The following is a 17,651-nucleotide window of genomic DNA, read 5'->3' as shown; positions in this document are numbered from 1 at the left end:
GGGCCGCACGCTCGACAACGACGCTCCGATACGGTTGCGGGCATGCCCACCGCCATGATCACCGGCGCCGGGGGTGGTCTCGGGGCCGCCATCGCCGACGCACTGGCCCCCACCCACACACTGTTCCTCGCGGGCCGGTCGTCGGCCCGGCTCGACACCGTCGCCGAACGCCTCGGTGCCACCACCTGGCCGGTGGATTTCGCCGACCTGGACGCCATCGCGGAGACCGTCGAACCGATCGTCGAACTCGACGCGCTGGTGCACAACGCCGGGGTCGCCTACCCGGGCCGGGTCGCCGAATCCAGCGTCGACGAATGGCGTGCCACCATGACGGTGAATGTGGTTGGCGCCGTTGCTCTTACGCTGGCACTCTTGCCGGCGCTGCGGGCCGCCGGCGGCCACGTGGTGTTCATCAACTCCGGCGCGGGCCGCACCCCGTCGCCGGGGCTGGCCTCGTACTCGGCCAGCAAGTTCGCCCTCCGCGGGTTCGCCGACTCACTGCGCGCCGACGAACCCGCCCTGCGCGTCACGACGGTCTACCCGGGCCGGATCGACACCGATATGCAGCGCGACCTGGTGGCCTACGAGGGCGGGGAGTACCGGCCCGAACGGTTCCTGCGGGCGCAGACGGTGGCGCAGTTCGTCGCCGATGCCGTGAACGCGCCCGCCGACGCCGACGTGCACGAGATCGTCGTCCGCCCCCGCTAGCAGCCCGGCTGGACGACGAGGTTGACCAACTTGCCGGGCACCACGATGACCTTCTTCGGCGTGGCCCCGTCCAGGAACGCCAGCACCTTCTCGTCGGCCAGCGCCGCCGTTTCGATGGCGTCCTTACCGGCGTCGGCCGCCACGGTGATCTTCCCGCGCAATTTGCCGTTGACCTGAACGGGAAACTCGACGGTGTCCTCGACGAGGTAACTCGGATCGGCCACCGGGAACGGTCCGTGCGCCAGCGAGGTGTCCCGGCCCAGCCGCTGCCACAGCTCCTCGGCCAGGTGCGGCGCCAGCGGGGCGAGCATCAGCACCAGCGGCTCGATCGCGGCGCGCGCAGTCACACCTTCCTTGGTGAGGTGGTTGGCGTACTCGATGAGCTTTGCGGCCGCGGTGTTGTTGCGCAGATTCGCGTAATCGTCGGACACGCCGTCGATCGCGCGGTGCAGCGCCTTGAGCGTCGCCTCGTCCGGGTCCTCGTCGGCGACCCGGGTCCCGCCGGTGGTCTCGTCGACCACCAGCCGCCAGACCCGCTGCAGGAACCGGTGGGCGCCGACGACGTCCTTGGTGGCCCACGGCCGCGACGCCTCCAGCGGGCCCATCGACATCTCGTACACCCGCAGCGTGTCCGCGCCGTACTCGTCGCAGATCTCGTCCGGTGAGATCGAATTCTTCAGGCTCTTGCCGATCTTGCCGAACTCCTGGCGCACTTCCTGATCGCCGAGATAGAACTTGCCGTCACGCTCGACCACCTCGGCCGCCGGAACATAGGCGCCGCGGGCGTCGGTGTAGGCGAACGCCTGGATGTAGCCCTGATTGATCAGCCGCCGGAAGGGCTCCTTCGAACTCACGTGGCCCAGGTCGTGCAGGACCTTGTGCCAGAACCGCGAATACAGCAGGTGCAGCACCGCGTGCTCCACACCGCCGACGTACAGGTCGACACCACCGGGGTCGGCGGGGCCGTGCTCGGCCGGCCGCGGACCCATCCAGTAGATCTCGTTCTCCTTGGCGCAGAACGCTTCCGCGTTGTGCGGATCGCAGTACCGCAACTCGTACCAGGACGAGGCCGCCCACTGCGGCATGACGTTGGTGTCGCGGGTGTAGGCCTGCAGACCGTCGCCCAGGTCGAGGTCGACGTGCACCCAGTCGACTGCCTTGCCCAGCGGCGGTGACGGCTCGCTGCCGGCGTCGTCCGGATCGAACGACACCGGGGCGTAGTCCGGCACGTCCGGAAGTTCCACCGGTAGCGCCGATTCGGGCAAACCGTGCGCACGGCCGTCGGCGTCGTACACGACCGGGAACGGCTCACCCCAGTAGCGCTGCCGGGCGAACAGCCAGTCCCGCAGCTTGTATTCGACACGTTCGGCTCCGCGGCCGTCGGCAACCAGGTGCTCGATGACGGTCTTCTTCGCATCGGCGATCGTCAGACCGTCGAGGTAACCGGAATTGACCAGTACGCCGTCGCCGCTGTAGGCGGCCTCCGAGATATCGCCGCCGGCAACCACTTCCACGATCGGTAGGCCGAACTCGGTGGCGAAGTCCCAGTCGCGCTGATCACCGCCCGGCACCGCCATGATGGCGCCCGTGCCGTAGCCGACCAGGACGTAATCGGCGATGAATATCGGTATCTGCCGGCCGTCGACCGGATTGGTGCAGTACCCGCCGAGGAACACCCCGGTCTTGGTCTTGTTCTCCTGGCGCTCCAGATCCGACTTTGCGGCGATCGAACGGCGGTAGGCCGAGACGGCCTCCCTGGGTGTGGCGGCGCCGTAGGTCCACCGGTCATCGGTTCCGGCGGGCCAGGCATCGGCGACCAGTTGGTCGACCAACGGGTGCTCCGGTGCGAGCACCAGGTAGGTCGCGCCGAACAACGTGTCAGGACGCGTGGTGAACACCTCGATATCCCCGACCGCCGGTACCGAGAAGAGGACCGCGGCGCCGGTGGATCGACCGATCCAGTTGCGCTGCATGGCCTTGACCTTGTCCGGCCAGTCCAGCAGCTCGAGGTCGTCGAGCAGGCGATCGGAATAGGTGGTGATCCGCATCATCCACTGCCGCAACCGCTTCCGGAACACCGGGAAGTTGCCGCGCTCACTGCGGCCATCGGAGGTGACCTCCTCGTTGGCCAGCACGGTCCCCAGGCCGGGACACCAGTTGACCACCGAGTCGGCCCGATAGACCAGGCGGTAACCGTCGATCACGTCGGCGCGCTGACCCCGGTCCAGCTGCGCCCACGGGGTACCGTCCAGAGTCCTTGCGCCGGAATCGAATTCCGCCACCAGTTCGGTGATGGGACGCGCCCGGCCGGCCTCGGCGTCGAACCACGCGTTGTAGATCTGCAGGAAGATCCACTGCGTCCACTTGTAGTAGTCGGCGTCGGTGGTGGCGAAGCTGCGGCGCGCGTCGTGGCCCAGGCCCAGCCGGGCCAGCTGACGCCGGAAGTTGACGATGTTGGCCTCGGTCCGGATCCGCGGATGCGTGCCCGTCTGGATGGCGTACTGCTCGGCGGGCAGACCGAAGGCATCGAAACCCAAGGCATGCAGCACGTTACGGCCCTGCATCCGGAAGAAGCGGGCGTAGACGTCGGTGGCGATATAGCCCAGCGGATGCCCGACGTGCAGCCCGTCGCCCGACGGGTACGGGAACATGTCCAGCACGAACATCTTGTCCGCCGGAACGGCCGCCCCATCCGCCGGCGCCAACGAGCCCACCGGGTTGGGCACGTTGAACGTGCCCAGGCTGGTCCAGTTCTCCTGCCAGGTCGCCTCGATGCGGCCCGCCGACTCCGCGGTGTACCGGAAGGCGGGTGCGTCGATGTCAGGACCTGTCTCACTCACGTCAGACAGGGTATAAGGGCACCCGCACGCAGTAGAAATGGCGACGTGCGTCACAGCGCCGTCACGCCAGGTCTCGGTTGCGTTTCGGAGCGGTCAGCGCTTGGTCCCAGCTCGATCCCAGGTCGCTCTCGGCCCCGGAATCCGCGGCCGGGCGGCGTTACTGTCGGCCTCTGACCATGGTGCGCACTGCGCGCCCCGGATCGCGTAGAAGGACAGGTCGATGTTCGACAGCAACCGTCGCTGGCGGGTATTGGCAGGCGGAGCCGCCGCAGGCATCGCCGGCGTGGTGGGCTTCGCGGGAGCCACCGCATCCGCCGACCCCGCCCCCGTGCAACCCGCGGTGCCTGCACCCGTCACCGTCACCGTCACCGTGGCACCGTCCGCGGTCGCCGCTGCCCCCGCCCCCGCCGCGGCACCGGCAGCGGGCGCATCCCCGGAGATTCCGACCATGGTGCCCAAGCCCGCGCCAGCCACCGTCGCAGCGGCGCCCGCGCCTCCGCTGCCCCCGCTGGTGCCTGCCGGCTCCGGCACCCTCAACGAGTTCTTCCGGGACAAGGGCGTCACGCTCGAACCGCAGAATCCGCGCGACTTCCGGGCGCTGAGCATCACCCTGCCGATGCCGACCGGGTGGTCACAGGTGCCCGACCCGAACGTCCCGGACGCGTTCGCGGTGATCGCCGACCGCAACGGCGGTGACGGCCTGTACACCTCGAACGCCCAGGTGGTGGTCTACAAGCTGGTCGGTGACTTCGATCCGCGCGAAGCGATCACCCACGGCTTCATCGACAGCCAGCAGCTGGCCGGCTGGCAGACCACCGACGGCTCGCTCAGCGAGGCCGGCGGATTCCCGTCGTCGGTCATCGAGGGCGCCTACCGCCAGAACGACATGGTGCTCAACACGTCCCGGCGGCACGTCATCGCGACCGTCGGCCCGGACCGCTACCTGGTGACGCTGTCGGTGACCACCGCCGCCAACCAGGCAGTGGCGGCCGCCCCGGCGACGGACGCGATCGTCAACGGGTTCCGGGTCGCCGCCCCCGCCGCACCGGTCGCCCCGGCAGCGGCCCCGGCGCCCGCCACTCCCGCTGTGCCGGTCGCTCCGGTGGCACCCGCAGCGCCGGCGCCGATCCCGGTCAATTAGTCCGGCGCCAGTCGTTCTCGTAGGCTGGCGCAATGCTGATCGCCGGAGTGCTGTGTCTGGTGGTCGCCGCGCTGCTGTCCGCCTCGGCTCTGGTCACCCTGCGCACCCGGGACCGTTCGGCGCAGGACCTGCGCTGGCAGGCCCGTCGCTCCCTGGTCCCGACGCAACTCGCCGCCGCCGCGATGCTGGCCGCGGGAGCCCTGCTCGCACTGATCGCCGGCGGGCACGCGCTGCCGCTGGTCCTGGTGGCCGCCGCCGGTGCGGTCGGCACAGTGGCCGTCGGCGCCTGGCAGGCCGGTCGGCATGCGGTGGAGCAGGCCGACGCCGCGCCCGCCTGTTCGGCCATCGCCGGGCCTCGCGGAGCCACACCGCTCGCCGAACCCGGCGACTGCGCGGGCAGTTGCGGCAGCTGCACACTCTCCTCCAATTGAGGGGTGGCCGACCTGCCCACTGACTTCCCGCCGCCGGAGACCGGCGCCGTGCCCATCAAGGACGTCGGCCGGCTGCTGCTGCGCTGTGCTGACCGCCCCGGCCTGGTCGCCGCGGTCAGCGCATTCCTGTCCCGCGCCGGCGCCAACATCATCTCGCTGGATCAGCACGCCACCGCGACCGCCGGCGGAGTCTTCGCGCAGCGTACGGTCTTCCACCTGCCGGGACTGCCCGCGGCCCGCGACGAGCTCGAGCGCGAGTTCGGCTCCGAGGTCGCCGAGCCCTTCGGGATGACGTTCCAGCTGACGGAGGCCGGCCGGCCCAAACGGGTGGCGATCATGGCATCCCGTGAGGACCACTGCCTGCTCGACCTGCTCTGGCGGAACCGGCGCGGCGAGCTGGATATGTCGGTGGTCATGGTGATCTCGAATCACGCCGAGTTGGCCGATCAGGTTCGCCCGTTCGGCGTGCCATACCTCCACGTGCCCGCCCACCGCGACATTCGTGCCGACGCGGAGACTCGGCAGCTCGAGATGCTGCGCGGAAACGTGGATCTGGTGGTACTCGCCCGGTACATGCAGATCCTCGGTCCAGACTTCATCACGCAGGTCGGCTGCCCGCTGATCAACATCCACCACTCGTTCCTGCCTGCGTTCGTCGGCGAGGCGCCGTATCGCAAGGCCAGGGAGCGCGGCGTCAAACTCGTCGGCGCCACCGCGCACTACGTCACCGAGGAGCTCGACGAGGGCCCGATCATCGAACAGGACGTCGTGCGCGTGGACCACCGGCACGGCGTCGACGACCTGCGCCGACTGGGCGCCGACGTCGAGCGCGTGGTGCTGGCGCGCGCGGTGCTCTGGCACTGCGAGGACCGCGTCGTGCGGTACGGCAACCAGACGATCGTTTTCTAGGTGCTGCTGGCCGGTCGTCAGTTCCGGCTGACGTCGATCGGGTGCGTCGCCAGCATCGACAGCGGCAACGGCTGTCGCCGCAGGATCCGGGCCCACAGGTCGATACGCTGCTCCACCAGAACGTCGGATGGCAACGCGGACAACACGATCCAGTCATCGCGCTCGATCTCACCCTCGAGCTGTCCGATGGTCCAGCCGGAGTAGCCGGCGAAGATCCGGACGCCCTCGAGCGCCGGAGCGACGGCATCGGGATCGGCGTCCAGGTCGACCATCACGATCCGGCCGGACACGTGCCGCAGTCCCGGAATGCCCTGCGGGTCGGTGCCGAATCGCAGCGACCCCAGACACAATGCGGCATCCCGCTTCACCGGGCCACCGATGAACATGGTCTTCGGCTTGGTGGCGAGTTTGGCCCACTGCGGGAGCACGTTGTAGACGGCCGTCTCACTGGGCCGGTTGAGCACCACGCCCAGGGTTCCGCCGTCGTTGTGCTCCACGACGTAGATGACGCTGCGCCGGAACGTCGGCTCCAGCAGGTCGGTGTTGGCCAGCAGCAGGGAGCCTGCCCGCACCCGGGGGGTCGCGGGCGCGATGAAGTCCTCCGGATCTTCGGGCTGCGCCACGGGATACATCATCGCATTCACCGGGCCAACCGTCACAGACCTCGCGGCCGAAGGTCGGCCCGTTTGTAGGCTCATTCGAGGGGATCGACGAACCAGGGGAACTGATCGTGGTTGACGCGGGCGCGGCCGGCGCGCTGTGGCGCGCGGTGCGGGCCCTGCCGATGTTCCGCCGCCTGCTCGCGCTGAGGATGGTCAGTCAGTTCGCCGACGGGCTCTTCCAGGCCGGGCTTGCGGGCGGGCTGCTGTTCAATCCCGAGCGCGGGGTGACCCCATGGGCCATCGCCGGATCGTTCGCAGTCCTCTTCCTGCCCTATTCGTTGCTCGGGCCGTTCGCCGGTGCCCTGTTGGACCGCTGGGATCGCCGCTGGGTGTTGGTGTGGGCCAACGCGGGCCGACTGCTGCTGGTGGTCGTGGTGGCCGTGCTGTTCGTCGTCGGCGCACCGGACATCCCGCTACTGTGCGGTGCGCTGCTGGCCAACGGGTTCGCCCGGTTCGTGGCCTCGGGCCTGTCGGCTGCGCTGCCCGACGTCGTCCCGCGCGCCGAGGTGGTCACGATGAACGCCGTGGCCACCGCCGCCGGTTCGGTGGCCGCGTTCCTGGGCGCCAACTTCATGCTGCTGGTCCGAATCATGTTCGGCGCCAACGACCTCGGTTCGGCCGTCGTCGTGGGTCTGGTGGCGGTTCCGGTGCTGACCGCACTGGCGCTGGCCACCCGGTTCCCGCCCGGCACGCTGGGCCCGGCCGACACCCGTCGCGCCATCCACGGCTCGGTGTTCTACGCGGTGTCCACCGGATGGCTGCACGGAGTGCACACGGTGGCCGCCCGGCCCACCGTGACCGCGACGCTGGCGGCTCTGGCGGCCCACCGAATGGTGTTCGGGATCAACACATTGCTGGTGCTGGTGCTCATGCGCCACGGCGCCACGCCCGGCAGCACCGGCCTGGGCCCCACAGCGCTGTTCGGGGGCGCCACGGCCGCCGGGATGTTCCTCGGCACGGTGTGCACGCCGCTGGTCGTGAACCGCTGGGGACGCTACGTGACGGCCACCGGGGCGCTGGTTGCCGCCGCGGTGGTGCAGATCGCCGGTGCCGGGTTAGTGCTGCCGATGCTCGTCGGGTGCGGCTTCCTCCTCGGTGTGGCGGGCCAGGTGATCAAGTTGTGCGCCGACAGCGCGATCCAGCTGGACGTCGACGACGCGCTGCGCGGCCAGGTTTTCGCCGTTCAGGATTCGCTGTTCTGGGTGGCGTTCATCGCGGCGATCACGCTGGCGGCCGCGGTGATACCCGCCGACGGCTACTCCCCCGCCCTGGCGGTCGCCGGGTCGGTCATCTACCTGGCCGGACTCGCCGTGCACGCCATTGCCGTCCGGGCGCCGCGGCGTCCGGAATAGGCTCTGCCGATGGCTTCCGCCGAACAGATCGTCGACGACCTGCGCGCCGAGAGTGACGCCCTGGACGGCCTCGTGGGGGCGCTGCCCGACGACGGTTGGGACCGGGCCACGCCGGCGCCGGGCTGGACCATCGCCCACCAGATCGCGCACCTGCTGTGGACGGACGAGGTGGCGCTGACTTCGATCACCGACGAGCCGGGGTTCTCCGATGTCCTGGCCGCTGCCGCGCAGAACCCGGCCGGCTTCGTGGACGACGCCGCCGATGAACTCGCCACACTCGCGCCTGAAGAACTGCTCGCGCGGTGGCGCGCGACCCGCGCCGCGCTGCACGACGCCCTGCGGTCGGTGCCGGCCGACCGCAAGCTGCTCTGGTTCGGTCCGCCGATGAGCGCCGCCTCGATGGCAACGGCCCGGCTCATGGAGACCTGGGCGCACGGACTCGACGTCGCCGACGCACTCGGGGTCACCCCGGCACCGACCGACCGGTTGCGTTCGATCGCCCATATCGGCGTGCGCACCCGCAACTTCGCGTTCACCATCCATGGCCTGACTCCACCCGCCGAAGAGTTTCACGTGAAACTGGTTGCGCCGAGCGGCGACTCGTGGTCCTGGGGGCCGGAGGACGCCGCGCAGCGGGTGACGGGGTCGGCCGCGGACTTCTGTGCGCTGGTCACCCAGCGTCGGCCGCCGGCCGCGCTCGACGTGGTTGCCGAGGGGCCCGATGCCAAACGCTGGCTGCGGATCGCGCAGGCCTTCGCGGGCCCGCCCGGCGTGGGCCGCTGAGCGCGCAGCGCGAGGGCGGAGCCACGCCGAACAACACGAGCGTGGGCCGCTGAGCGCGCAGCGCGAGGGCGGAGCCACGCCGAACAACACGAGCGTGGGCCGCTGAGCGCGCAGCGCGAGGGCCCCTGATCTGTTCAGCGCTGACTGCGCGGTCCACTCGAACAACGTGTCGGTGACGGCTGGACAGATACGGGGGCTACACCTGATGAGCGCTGTCGGCGGACCCGTCACTATCGGCGTCGACGAGCATGACGTCCCACTGCCCGTCCCCATCGGTGTCCACATATCCCGCGGACCCGTCGTCGGCGATCACCCGGTCGGCCAGTCCGTCACCATCGACATCGGTCAAGCGATCATCGGCGGCGCCATCGGCATCGAAATCGACCAACGGCCCGCCGACGTGGTCAGCGCCGTCCAGACCCTGCCAGTGCAATCCCGCGCCGGCGGCGCGCTGCACGGTGGCCGCAATCGCCCACGTGCCGCTCCCGTCGTCGGTGAACCACCGGCCGTCGTCGGCACCCACGTCCAGCACGGCGTGATCGGCCAGGCCGTCCCCGTCCAGATCGGCCAGCGCGTCGTCGCGCAGTCCGTCGCCGTCGAAGTCCAACCCGATGGCGTCCAGCAACCCGTCACCGTCGGTGTCCACATCCGGCGGTCCGGTCCACATCGTGGCGGTCCCGTCCTCTCCCAGGCAGTAGTCCATACCGGATCAGACGGTGCGGTCCGCCTTCGCGTTCCACCACGCCAGCAATTCGGCGCGCGCCTCTTCGGGATCCAGCGGCCCGCGTTCCAGCCGCAACTCCTTCAGATACTTCCAGGCCTCGCCCACCTGCGGTCCCGCCGGGATGCCGAGCAGTTCCATGATCTCGTTGCCGTCCAGATCGGGACGCACCCTGGCCAGGTCCTCGCGGGCGGCCAGGTCGGCGATCCGATTTTCCAGCTCGTCGTAGTTGGCCTGTAGCCGCGCCGCGCGCCGCTTGTTGCGGGTGGTGCAGTCGGCCCGCACCAGCTTGTGCAGCCGCGGCAACAGCGGCCCCGCATCCGTCACGTAGCGGCGCACCGCCGAATCGGTCCACCTGCCGTCGCCGTAGCCGTGGAACCGCAGGTGCAGATACACCAGCTGGGACACGTCGTCGACCATCTGCTTGGAGTACCTCAGTGTCCGCAACCGCTTGCGGGTCATCTTGGCGCCGACCACCTCGTGGTGGTGGAAGCTGACCCCGCCATCCGCCTCGTGCCGACGGGTCGCCGGTTTACCGATGTCGTGCAGCAGCGCGGCCCACCGCAGCACCAGATCGGGCGGATCCGCGCGATCCTCGAGGTCGATGGCCTGGCGTAGCACGGTCAGCGAATGCTGGTAGACGTCCTTGTGCTGGTGGTGCTCGTCGATCGCCATCTGCATCGCGCCGATCTCCGGGAGCACCTGTTCGCCCATGCCGGTCTGCACGACGAGGTCGACGCCGGCGACCGGGTCGGCGCCGAGCAATAGCTTGTCGAACTCGGCGGCGATGCGCTCGGCGGTGATGCGGGACAACTGCGGGGCCATCTCCTCGATCGCCGCACGGACCCGGGGAGAGACCGTGAAGCCGAGCTGCGAGACGAATCGGGCGGCCCGCAGCATCCGGAGCGGATCGTCACCGAAGGACACCTCCGGCGGGGACGGGGTGTCGAGCACGCCGTCGCGCAATGCCGCGAGCCCGCCCAGCGGATCGAGGAATTCGCCGGGTCCCCCGGCGGTGATCCGCACGGCCATCGCGTTGACCGTGAAGTCCCGGCGGATCAGGTCGTCCTCGAGGCGGTCGCCGAAGCGGACCTCCGGGTTGCGGGACACCTGATCGTAGGAATCGGCCCGGAACGTCGTGATCTCGACGCGCCGGCCGTCGCGGGCGGCGCCGACGGTGCCGAATTCGATGCCGGTATCCCACAGCGCGTCGGCCCAGGGCCGCACGATCCGCTGGATCGCGTCCGGGCGCGCATCGGTGGTGAAGTCGAGGTCCGGGCTCAGGCGACCCAGCAGCGCGTCGCGCACGCTGCCGCCGACCAGGTAGAGCTGATGCCCCGCGGATTCGAACAGGTTCCCGAGCGCCGCCAGCAGCTCAACCTGCCGATTCAGCGCGACCAGCGCCTGCGCCAGCAGCGGGGCGTCGAGCGCGGGATCACCGCCGGGACCGGATTCGGGCACGTTCTCGGAGACTAGTCGGGATGACGAGGCCGACGCGAATGCCGGCCCGGGCGCGCACCTCGGTACCGGCGAGTGCGCGACGGGGACGCCACGGTGAACAACTACTATCGCTGAGGTGTCCGACGGCGATCAGCCCAAACCTCGACGGCGCCGCGGGCGTCGCCGCGGGCGTCGCGCCGCCGGTCCGGCGACCAGTTCCGACGGCCCCGCCGCCGCGGCCCACGAACCCGGCACAGCGAGCGTCGCTCCCACTCCATCGCCCGCCGCCAGATCCGCGGGGACACCGAAGCCGCGTGGCCCGCGCGGGCCGCGTGAGCGGCTGCGGACCGTGCACGAGACGTCGGCGGGCGGGCTCGTCATCGACGGCCTCGACGGACCCCACGAGCACCAGGTGGCCGCCCTGATCGGCCGGGTGGACCGGCGCGGCCGGATGCTGTGGTCGCTGCCCAAGGGACACATCGAGCAGGGCGAGACCGCCGAGCAGACCGCCATCCGGGAAGTGGCCGAGGAGACCGGGATCCAGGGCACGGTGCTGGCCGCGCTGGGCAGCATCGACTACTGGTTCGTCACCGACGGCCGGCGGGTGCACAAGACCGTCCATCACTACCTGATGAGCTTCACCGGTGGCGTGCTCTCCGACGAGGATCTCGAGGTCACCGAGGTGGCCTGGGTTCCGTTGCGGGAGTTGGCATCCCGACTGGCCTACGCCGACGAACGGCGCCTGGCCGAGGTCGCCGGCGAACTGATCCGCACGCTGCAGACCCACGGGCCCGACGCGTTGCCCCCACTGCCCCGCACCACCCCCCGGCGGCGGCCGCAGACTCATTCGCACAGTCGCAACCATCGTCCCGACGGGCCCGCTTCCGGCCGGACGAACGGGTGCGGGCCCGCGTCGCCGAAGACACCGTGACCGCCGGACCGCACCGGACCGCACTGCGCGTCGCCGCGGTGATCGCGAGGGTCCTGCTGGTTGTGCTGGCCACGGTACTGCTGCTGCCGGTCGCAGTGCCCCGGGCGGGCGGCAGCGAACCCGGTACTCCCACGTTCCTGACGGTTCGCATCGACAGCGTGACCCCGGATCTGGTGACCACCGGCAGCGCGCCGGTGGTACGGGTGACCGGCACCATCGACAACGTCGGCGACCGGGTGGTGCGCGACATCGTCGCGCGGCTGGAGCACGCCCCGGCGATCCGCAGTTCCGCCCAGCTGCGTACGGATCTCGACGGCACCACCGAGCAGTTCGCCCCCGTCGCCGAATTCGTCAACGTGGCCGGCGAGCTGCAGCCCGGCCAGCATGCCGGGTTCACCTTCGCGTATCCGCTGAGCTCCGCGACCGAGCCGGCACTGGGGATCGACCGGCCGGGGGTGTATCCCCTGCTGGTGAACGTCAACGGCACCCCCGACTACGGCGAGGCCGCTCGCCTCGACGACGGCCGGTTCCTCCTGCCGGTTCTCGGGCTCCCCCCGGTTCCGGATTCCGGCACCGAAGCCGACACCGCGGCCCCCGACACCACCCGCCCGGTGCAGATGACGATGCTGTGGCCGCTGGCGGACCGGCCGCGGCTGGCTCCGGGTGTGCCCGGCGGCACCACCCCGGTGCGCCTGAGCGATGACACCCTGGCCATCGAACTGGCCGCCGGGGGCCGACTGGACAGTCTGCTCGGCGCCGCCGAATTCGCCACCAGCCCGGCCGCCGACCCCGACGGCGCGGTGGCCCGGGGCCTGTGCCTGGCCGTGGATCCCGACCTGCTGGTCACCGTCAATGCGATGACCGCGGGCTACGTCGTCCTCGACCCCGACCAGAACGGCGCGACCCGGCCGGGCGCGGGTCAGGACGCGGCCACCGCGTGGCTGAACCGGCTGCGGGCCCTGGCGGGCCGGATGTGCGTGACGGCCGCACCCTACGCCCAGGCCAGCCTCGGTGCCCTGCAGCGCATCGGCGACCCCCGGCTCACCGAGTTCACCATGAGTGGGTCGGCCGACGTGGTGCAACAGATCCTCGGTGTCCCTCCGGTGCTCGGTGCCACGTTGACCGGCGACGAACCGCTGACCGACAACATTGTCGATCTTCTTGGCGCACAAGGCAGTACGGTGGCCGTCGCGGCAGCCGAACCCGGTGACGATGACGGCGGGACCCCGGCGCTGGCACCGCGCCGGTTGTCCGCCACGGTGGTGGCCGCGCCGTTCGATCCGGCGGTGGGCGCCGCGCTGGCCGCCGCCGGCGACGATCCGGTGACGCCCTCCTATCTGGACAGCAGCCTGGTCGTCCCGCTGCACCATGACTCGCTGGCCGCGCGCCGCCAGAACGCCGTGTCGGCCATGGTCTGGCGCGCCCTCACACCGGATGCCGAGACTCGCCTGCAACTGCTGATGCCGCCGTTGGTGTGGGGACTGCAGCCCGCCGACGCCCAGAGCATCCTGGCCGCCTTCGCCTCGGCCATCCACACCGGTCTCGCGATACCGCGGCCGCTGCCGGCCGTGATCGCCGAGACCGCCGGTGACCCGCAGCCGCCGACGCCGCTCGACCGTGCCGCCGGGACCGACGCACCCGGCCGGTTCGACGACGAGGTGGTGGCCCGCGTGGCCGGCCAGATCCCGCGCGTGTGGGGACTGACCGCGGCGCTGACCACCAACCAGCAGACCGGGCTCACCGGGCCGCAGTACACCGCCCCGCTGCGGGAGGACATGCTGCGCGCACTCAGCCAGGCCGAGCCGGCCGACACCCGCAACGGGCTGGCGATCGCCCGCCTGGACCCGGTGGGCGCCACCATCGACGACCTGTTCAAGGCGGTCACCATCGTCAACCCCGGCGGCTCGTACACCCTGGCCACCGAGCACAGCCCGCTGCCGCTGGCGTTGCGCAACGACCTGGCGGTCCCCATCCGGGTCCGCCTCCAGGTGGATGCCCCGCCGGGCATGACGGTGGCCGATATCGGCGAGCAGGAGTTGCCCCCCGGATACCTGCCGGTGCGGGTGCCGATCGAGGTGCACTTCACGCAGCGGGTGGCCGTCGATGTCGGGCTGCGCACCCCGGAGGGGCTGGCCCTGGGTGACCCGGTGCGTCTGTCGGTGCACTCCAACGCCTACGGCCGGGTGCTGTTCTTCATCACCCTGGCCGCCGGCGCGGTGCTGGTGGCGTTGACCGGGCGACGGCTGTGGCACCGCTTCCGCGGCCAGCCCGACCCGGCCGATCTGAACTGGCCGGACCGGCGCGACCGATGACCCCGCCCAACCCGATGGCCGAGCCGCCGGAGACCGACGCCCGACCGGCCCGCGCGGAACTCTCCGACGCGGCCGTGGTTTCGCGGTCCTGGGGCATGGCGTTCGCCACCCTGATCAGCCGGATCACCGGCTTCATCCGCATCGTGCTGCTGGCCGCGATTCTCGGTGCGGCACTGTCCAGTTCGTTCACCGTGGCCAATCAGTTGCCGAATCTGGTTGCGGCGCTGGTGCTCGAGGCGACGTTCACCGCGATCTTCGTACCGGTGCTGGCGCGGGCCGAGCGCGACGACCCCGACGGCGGGACGGCCTTCGTCCGTCGGCTGGTCACCCTGGCGATCACGCTACTGGCGGTCACGACGGTGTTGTCGGTGGCCGCGGCGCCACTGCTGGTCCGGTTGATGCTCGGCGACGACCCGAAGGTCGACCAACCCCTGACGACGGCGTTCGCGTATCTGCTCCTGCCGCAGGTGATCTTCTACGGACTCTCGTCGGTGTTCATGGCGATCCTGAACAACCGCAACCACTTCGCCGCCCCCGCGTGGGCGCCGGTGGTCAACAACGTCGTCGCGATCGCCACGCTCGGGTTGTTCGTCCTGGTGCCCGGCGACCTTTCGACCGACCCGGTCCGGATGGGAACCGCGAAGCTGCTCGTCCTGGGGATCGGGACCACCCTGGGGGTCGTCGCGCAGACCGCGGTGCTGCTGATCGCGATCCGGCGGGAGAGGATCAGCCTGCGCCCGCTGTGGGGCATCGACGACCGGCTGAAGCGGTTCGGCGCAATGGCCGCGGCGATGGTGCTCTACGTGCTGATCAGTCAGTTCGGACTGGTGGTCGGCAACCAGATCGCCAGTGCGGCAGCCGCATCCGGCCCGGCGATCTACAACTACACGTGGCTGGTGCTGATGCTGCCGTTCGGCATGATCGGCGTCACGGTGCTCACGGTGGTGATGCCGCGGTTGAGCCGCAACGCCGCCGCCGAGGACACCCCCGCCGTGCTCGCCGACTTCTCGCTGGCGACGCGGCTGACCATGATCACCCTGATCCCGATCGTGGCCTTCATGACGGTGGGCGGTCCGGCCATCGGCAGCGCGCTGTTCGCGTATGGCAAGTTCGGCGAGGTCGACGCCAACTATCTCGGCATCTCGATCGCGTTGTCGTCGTTCACCCTGATTCCCTACGCCCTGGTGCTGCTGGAACTGCGGGTGTTCTACGCGCGGGAACAGCCCTGGATCCCGATCCTCATCGTCATCGCGATCACCACGGTGAAGATCGCCGCGTCGCTGGCGGCCCCGCACGTCACCGACAACCCCGAACTGGTGGCCGGGTATCTGGGCGCCGCGAATGGCCTCGGCTTCCTGGCCGGCGCGGTGCTCGGCTACTTCCTGTTGCGCCGTGCCCTGCGTCCGGACGGCGGGCAGCTGGTCGGCTTGGCGGTGGTGCGCACGGTCCTGGTGACCATGTTCGCGTCACTGCTGGCCAGTCTCGTCGGCTACGCCGCCGACCGTTTGCTCGGCCTCGACGGGCTGACGACCCGCTGGGGCGGCGCGGGTTCGCTGCTGCGGCTGGCCGTCCTGGGACTGATCATGCTGCCGATCGTCGCGGCGGTCATCGTGGCTGCCCGGGTCCCAGAGGCCCGCGCGGCCGTGGCGGCGATCCGGCGCCGACTCTCCCGCGGCCAACCGGTAGCACCTGTCGCACCCGTCACGCCGGACTCACCCACCACCGGCGCCCCGGTCACGTACCCTATGGCCAGGAAACTGCCGGTGAGCGCCGCCGGCCCGCCCATCGGGAAAGGACCGGAGGTGACCGACGAACCCTCGGGACTGCCGCGGACCACGCCGCCGGACGCCACCGTCCAGATCCCGCGGCCGGCCGACAACCCCACCGAGATCGTGACGGAGGTTCGTCGCCCCGCAGCACCGGCAGCCGAGGCCCTGATCCCCGGTACCACGGTGGCCAACGGCCGCTACCGCTTGCTGGTCTTCCACGGCGGCCCCCCGGGGCTGCAGTTCTGGCAGGCCCTCGATACCGCGCTCGACCGCCAGGTCGCGTTGACGTTCGTCGATCCCGACGGCACCATGACGCCGGACGCGGTCCGTGAAATCCTCTCCCGCACATCACAATTGAGTCGCATCGACCGTCCCGGCATCGCCCGGGTGCTCGACGTCGCCTCGTCGACCGAACGCGCCGGCGGCCTGGTGGTCTCCGAGTGGATCCGCGGGGGCTCGCTACGTGAGGTCGCGGAGACGGCGCCCTCACCCGTCGGTGGCGCCCGGGCCATCCAGTCGCTGGCCGCCGCCGCCGACGCGGCCCACCAGGACGGCATCGCGCTGTCGGTCGACCACCCCAGCCGGATCCGGGTGAGCATCGACGGGGACGTCGCGCTGGCGTTCCCGGCCACGCTGCCCGACGCCACCCCGGAGGACGACATCCGCGGGATCGGAGCGGCGCTGTATGCCCTGCTGGTCGACCGCTGGCCGCTGCGCGAGGCCGGCAACCCCAGCGGGATGCGGCCGGCCGATCTCGATGCCACCGGTCAGCCCGTCGAGCCGCGCACGGTCAACCGGAGTATTCCGTTCCAGATCTCGGCGGCGGCCGTCCGCTCGGTCCAGGACGGCGGCGGCATCCGGACCGCGCCCACCCTGCTCAACCTGCTGCAGCAGGCCACCGCGGTGGCCGACCGTACGGAGCAGATCGGCGCCGTCGGCAGCGCACCGCAGGCCGGTACCGCCGGCGCGCCCTCGCCCGCCCCGGAAACCGGGCCCGATGACGACGAGGCCCGCGCGCGCCGCCGCCGCACCCTGATGATCGGACTCGCGTCGGCCGGCGTGGTGCTGGTGGTGGCCCTGATCGTGCTCGCAACCGTGCTCAGCCGGATCTTCGGCGACGTCGGGGGCAGCATCGACGGCGATCAGCTGGGCCTCAACCCGACCACCAGCGCCAGCAACGCCGCCACCGGCTCCGTGGTGAAGCCGGTCAAGGCCACGGTGTTCTCGCCCGAGGGCGGCGCCGACGCACCCTCCCTGGCGGGATTGGCCATCGACGGCGACCCGGCCACCATGTGGCCGGTGGATACCTACACCGACCCGACACCCTTCCCGAACTTCAAGAACGGTGTGGGATTGATGCTCGACCTGCCGGAGCCGACGAAGGTCGGTTCGGTCGACGTCGGGGTGACCAGTACGGGCACCAAGATCCAGATCCGCGCGGCCGAGAGTTCCTCGCCGTCCACCCTCGAGGACACCACCGCGCTGACGCAGCCGACCGCGGTCCAGGCCGGGAACAACACCATCAAGGTCAACGCGACCGCACCCACCTCGCACCTGCTGGTGTGGATCTCCACCCTGGGCACCGTGGACGGCAAGAACCGCTCCGACATCACCGAGATCACCGTCCGCGCCGCCGGCTGACCGGTTATCCC

At 70.7% G+C, this 17,651-nt stretch carries 13 protein-coding genes; 9 read left to right on the top strand and 4 right to left on the bottom strand.

Features of this window, described 5'->3' with window-relative positions:
• Nucleotides 1–42 precede the first annotated feature (42 nt).
• On the top strand, nt 43–708 hold the full coding sequence (locus tag U0R18_RS21140) for an SDR family oxidoreductase (protein WP_526372154.1): 666 nt from the start codon (nt 43–45) through the stop codon (nt 706–708).
• On the opposite strand, the gene leuS is transcribed toward U0R18_RS21140, so the two are convergent.
• Nucleotides 705–3,548 carry a leucine--tRNA ligase gene (gene leuS, locus U0R18_RS21135; RefSeq protein ID WP_526372152.1) on the bottom strand — a complete coding sequence of 948 codons (2,844 nt, stop codon included), beginning with the start codon at nt 3,546–3,548 and terminating at the stop codon, nt 705–707. The two genes, U0R18_RS21140 and leuS, sit on opposite strands and share 4 nt — an antisense overlap.
• Nucleotides 3,549–3,768: 220 nt before the next feature.
• Here leuS and U0R18_RS21130 point away from each other — a divergent pair, with 220 nt between their 5' ends.
• Genes U0R18_RS21130 through purU form a run of 3 tightly spaced genes read left to right on the top strand, consistent with a single transcriptional unit; the run spans nt 3,769 to nt 6,029 of the window.
• On the top strand, nt 3,769–4,689 hold the full coding sequence (locus U0R18_RS21130; protein ID WP_526372150.1) for an LpqN/LpqT family lipoprotein: 921 nt from the start codon (nt 3,769–3,771) through the stop codon (nt 4,687–4,689).
• A 32-nt stretch (nt 4,690–4,721) separates the two neighbouring features.
• Nucleotides 4,722–5,120 (top strand): hypothetical protein, encoded by a 399-nt coding sequence (locus U0R18_RS21125; RefSeq protein WP_526372148.1) that lies wholly within the window; start codon nt 4,722–4,724, stop codon nt 5,118–5,120.
• 3 nt (nt 5,121–5,123) lie between these two features.
• Nucleotides 5,124–6,029 (top strand): formyltetrahydrofolate deformylase, encoded by a 906-nt coding sequence (gene purU, locus U0R18_RS21120; RefSeq protein ID WP_526372146.1) that lies wholly within the window; start codon nt 5,124–5,126, stop codon nt 6,027–6,029.
• A gap of 17 nt (nt 6,030–6,046) precedes the next feature.
• Here the strand turns inward: purU and U0R18_RS21115 are convergent, their stop codons facing one another.
• A complete protein-coding gene (locus tag U0R18_RS21115) occupies nt 6,047–6,661 on the bottom strand; it encodes a YqgE/AlgH family protein (protein ID WP_526372183.1) in 615 nt (204 codons plus the stop codon).
• A gap of 98 nt (nt 6,662–6,759) precedes the next feature.
• Here U0R18_RS21115 and U0R18_RS21110 point away from each other — a divergent pair, with 98 nt between their 5' ends.
• The gene (locus U0R18_RS21110) at nt 6,760–8,043 is read left to right on the top strand and encodes an MFS transporter (RefSeq protein ID WP_526372144.1); all 1,284 of its coding nucleotides are present in this window, start codon (nt 6,760–6,762) and stop codon (nt 8,041–8,043) included.
• 9 nt (nt 8,044–8,052) lie between these two features.
• A complete protein-coding gene (locus U0R18_RS21105) occupies nt 8,053–8,826 on the top strand; it encodes a TIGR03084 family metal-binding protein (RefSeq protein ID WP_526372142.1) in 774 nt (257 codons plus the stop codon).
• Nucleotides 8,827–9,022: 196 nt separating this feature from the next.
• Here the strand turns inward: U0R18_RS21105 and U0R18_RS21100 are convergent, their stop codons facing one another.
• Together U0R18_RS21100 and U0R18_RS21095 are read right to left on the bottom strand one after the other, a co-directional pair.
• A complete protein-coding gene (locus U0R18_RS21100) occupies nt 9,023–9,529 on the bottom strand; it encodes a pullulanase (protein WP_526372140.1) in 507 nt (168 codons plus the stop codon).
• Nucleotides 9,530–9,535: 6 nt separating this feature from the next.
• The gene (locus tag U0R18_RS21095) at nt 9,536–11,008 is read right to left on the bottom strand and encodes a CCA tRNA nucleotidyltransferase (RefSeq protein ID WP_526372138.1); all 1,473 of its coding nucleotides are present in this window, start codon (nt 11,006–11,008) and stop codon (nt 9,536–9,538) included.
• A 115-nt stretch (nt 11,009–11,123) separates the two neighbouring features.
• On the opposite strand from U0R18_RS21095, the gene U0R18_RS21090 reads away from it, so the two are divergent.
• Genes U0R18_RS21090 through murJ form a run of 3 tightly spaced genes read left to right on the top strand, consistent with a single transcriptional unit; the run spans nt 11,124 to nt 17,640 of the window.
• Nucleotides 11,124–11,918, top strand: a complete 795-nt coding sequence (locus tag U0R18_RS21090; RefSeq protein ID WP_526372136.1) for an NUDIX hydrolase — start codon at nt 11,124–11,126, stop codon at nt 11,916–11,918.
• Complete coding sequence (locus tag U0R18_RS21085; protein WP_526372181.1) at nt 11,915–14,230, top strand: hypothetical protein; 2,316 nt, start codon at nt 11,915–11,917, stop codon at nt 14,228–14,230. The genes U0R18_RS21090 and U0R18_RS21085 overlap by 4 nt, the downstream gene beginning before the upstream one ends.
• Nucleotides 14,227–17,640, top strand: coding sequence for a murein biosynthesis integral membrane protein MurJ (gene murJ, locus U0R18_RS21080; protein WP_526372134.1), 3,414 nt, complete (start codon nt 14,227–14,229; stop codon nt 17,638–17,640). Before U0R18_RS21085 ends, murJ begins: the two co-directional genes overlap by 4 nt.
• Nucleotides 17,641–17,651: the final 11 nt, after the last annotated feature.

Source organism: Mycobacterium sp. (genome assembly GCF_046330795.1).
GTDB lineage: Bacteria > Actinomycetota > Actinomycetes > Mycobacteriales > Mycobacteriaceae > Mycobacterium.
The sequence above is the reverse complement of the archived record's forward strand: the minus strand, read 5'-3'. Positions and strand labels throughout refer to the sequence as shown.

Bases quoted from the DNA above. Each gene is read 5' to 3' on its own strand.
- murJ (WP_526372134.1), top strand. From the start codon at position 14,227: ATGACCCCGCCCAACCCGATGGCCGAGCCGCCGGAGACCGACGCCCGA.
- U0R18_RS21100 (WP_526372140.1), bottom strand. From the start codon at position 9,529: ATGGACTACTGCCTGGGAGAGGACGGGACCGCCACGATGTGGACCGGA.
- U0R18_RS21105 (WP_526372142.1), top strand. From the start codon at position 8,053: ATGGCTTCCGCCGAACAGATCGTCGACGACCTGCGCGCCGAGAGTGAC.
- U0R18_RS21140 (WP_526372154.1), top strand. From the start codon at position 43: ATGCCCACCGCCATGATCACCGGCGCCGGGGGTGGTCTCGGGGCCGCC.
- U0R18_RS21130 (WP_526372150.1), top strand. From the start codon at position 3,769: ATGTTCGACAGCAACCGTCGCTGGCGGGTATTGGCAGGCGGAGCCGCC.
- U0R18_RS21115 (WP_526372183.1), bottom strand. From the start codon at position 6,661: ATGTATCCCGTGGCGCAGCCCGAAGATCCGGAGGACTTCATCGCGCCC.
- U0R18_RS21125 (WP_526372148.1), top strand. From the start codon at position 4,722: ATGCTGATCGCCGGAGTGCTGTGTCTGGTGGTCGCCGCGCTGCTGTCC.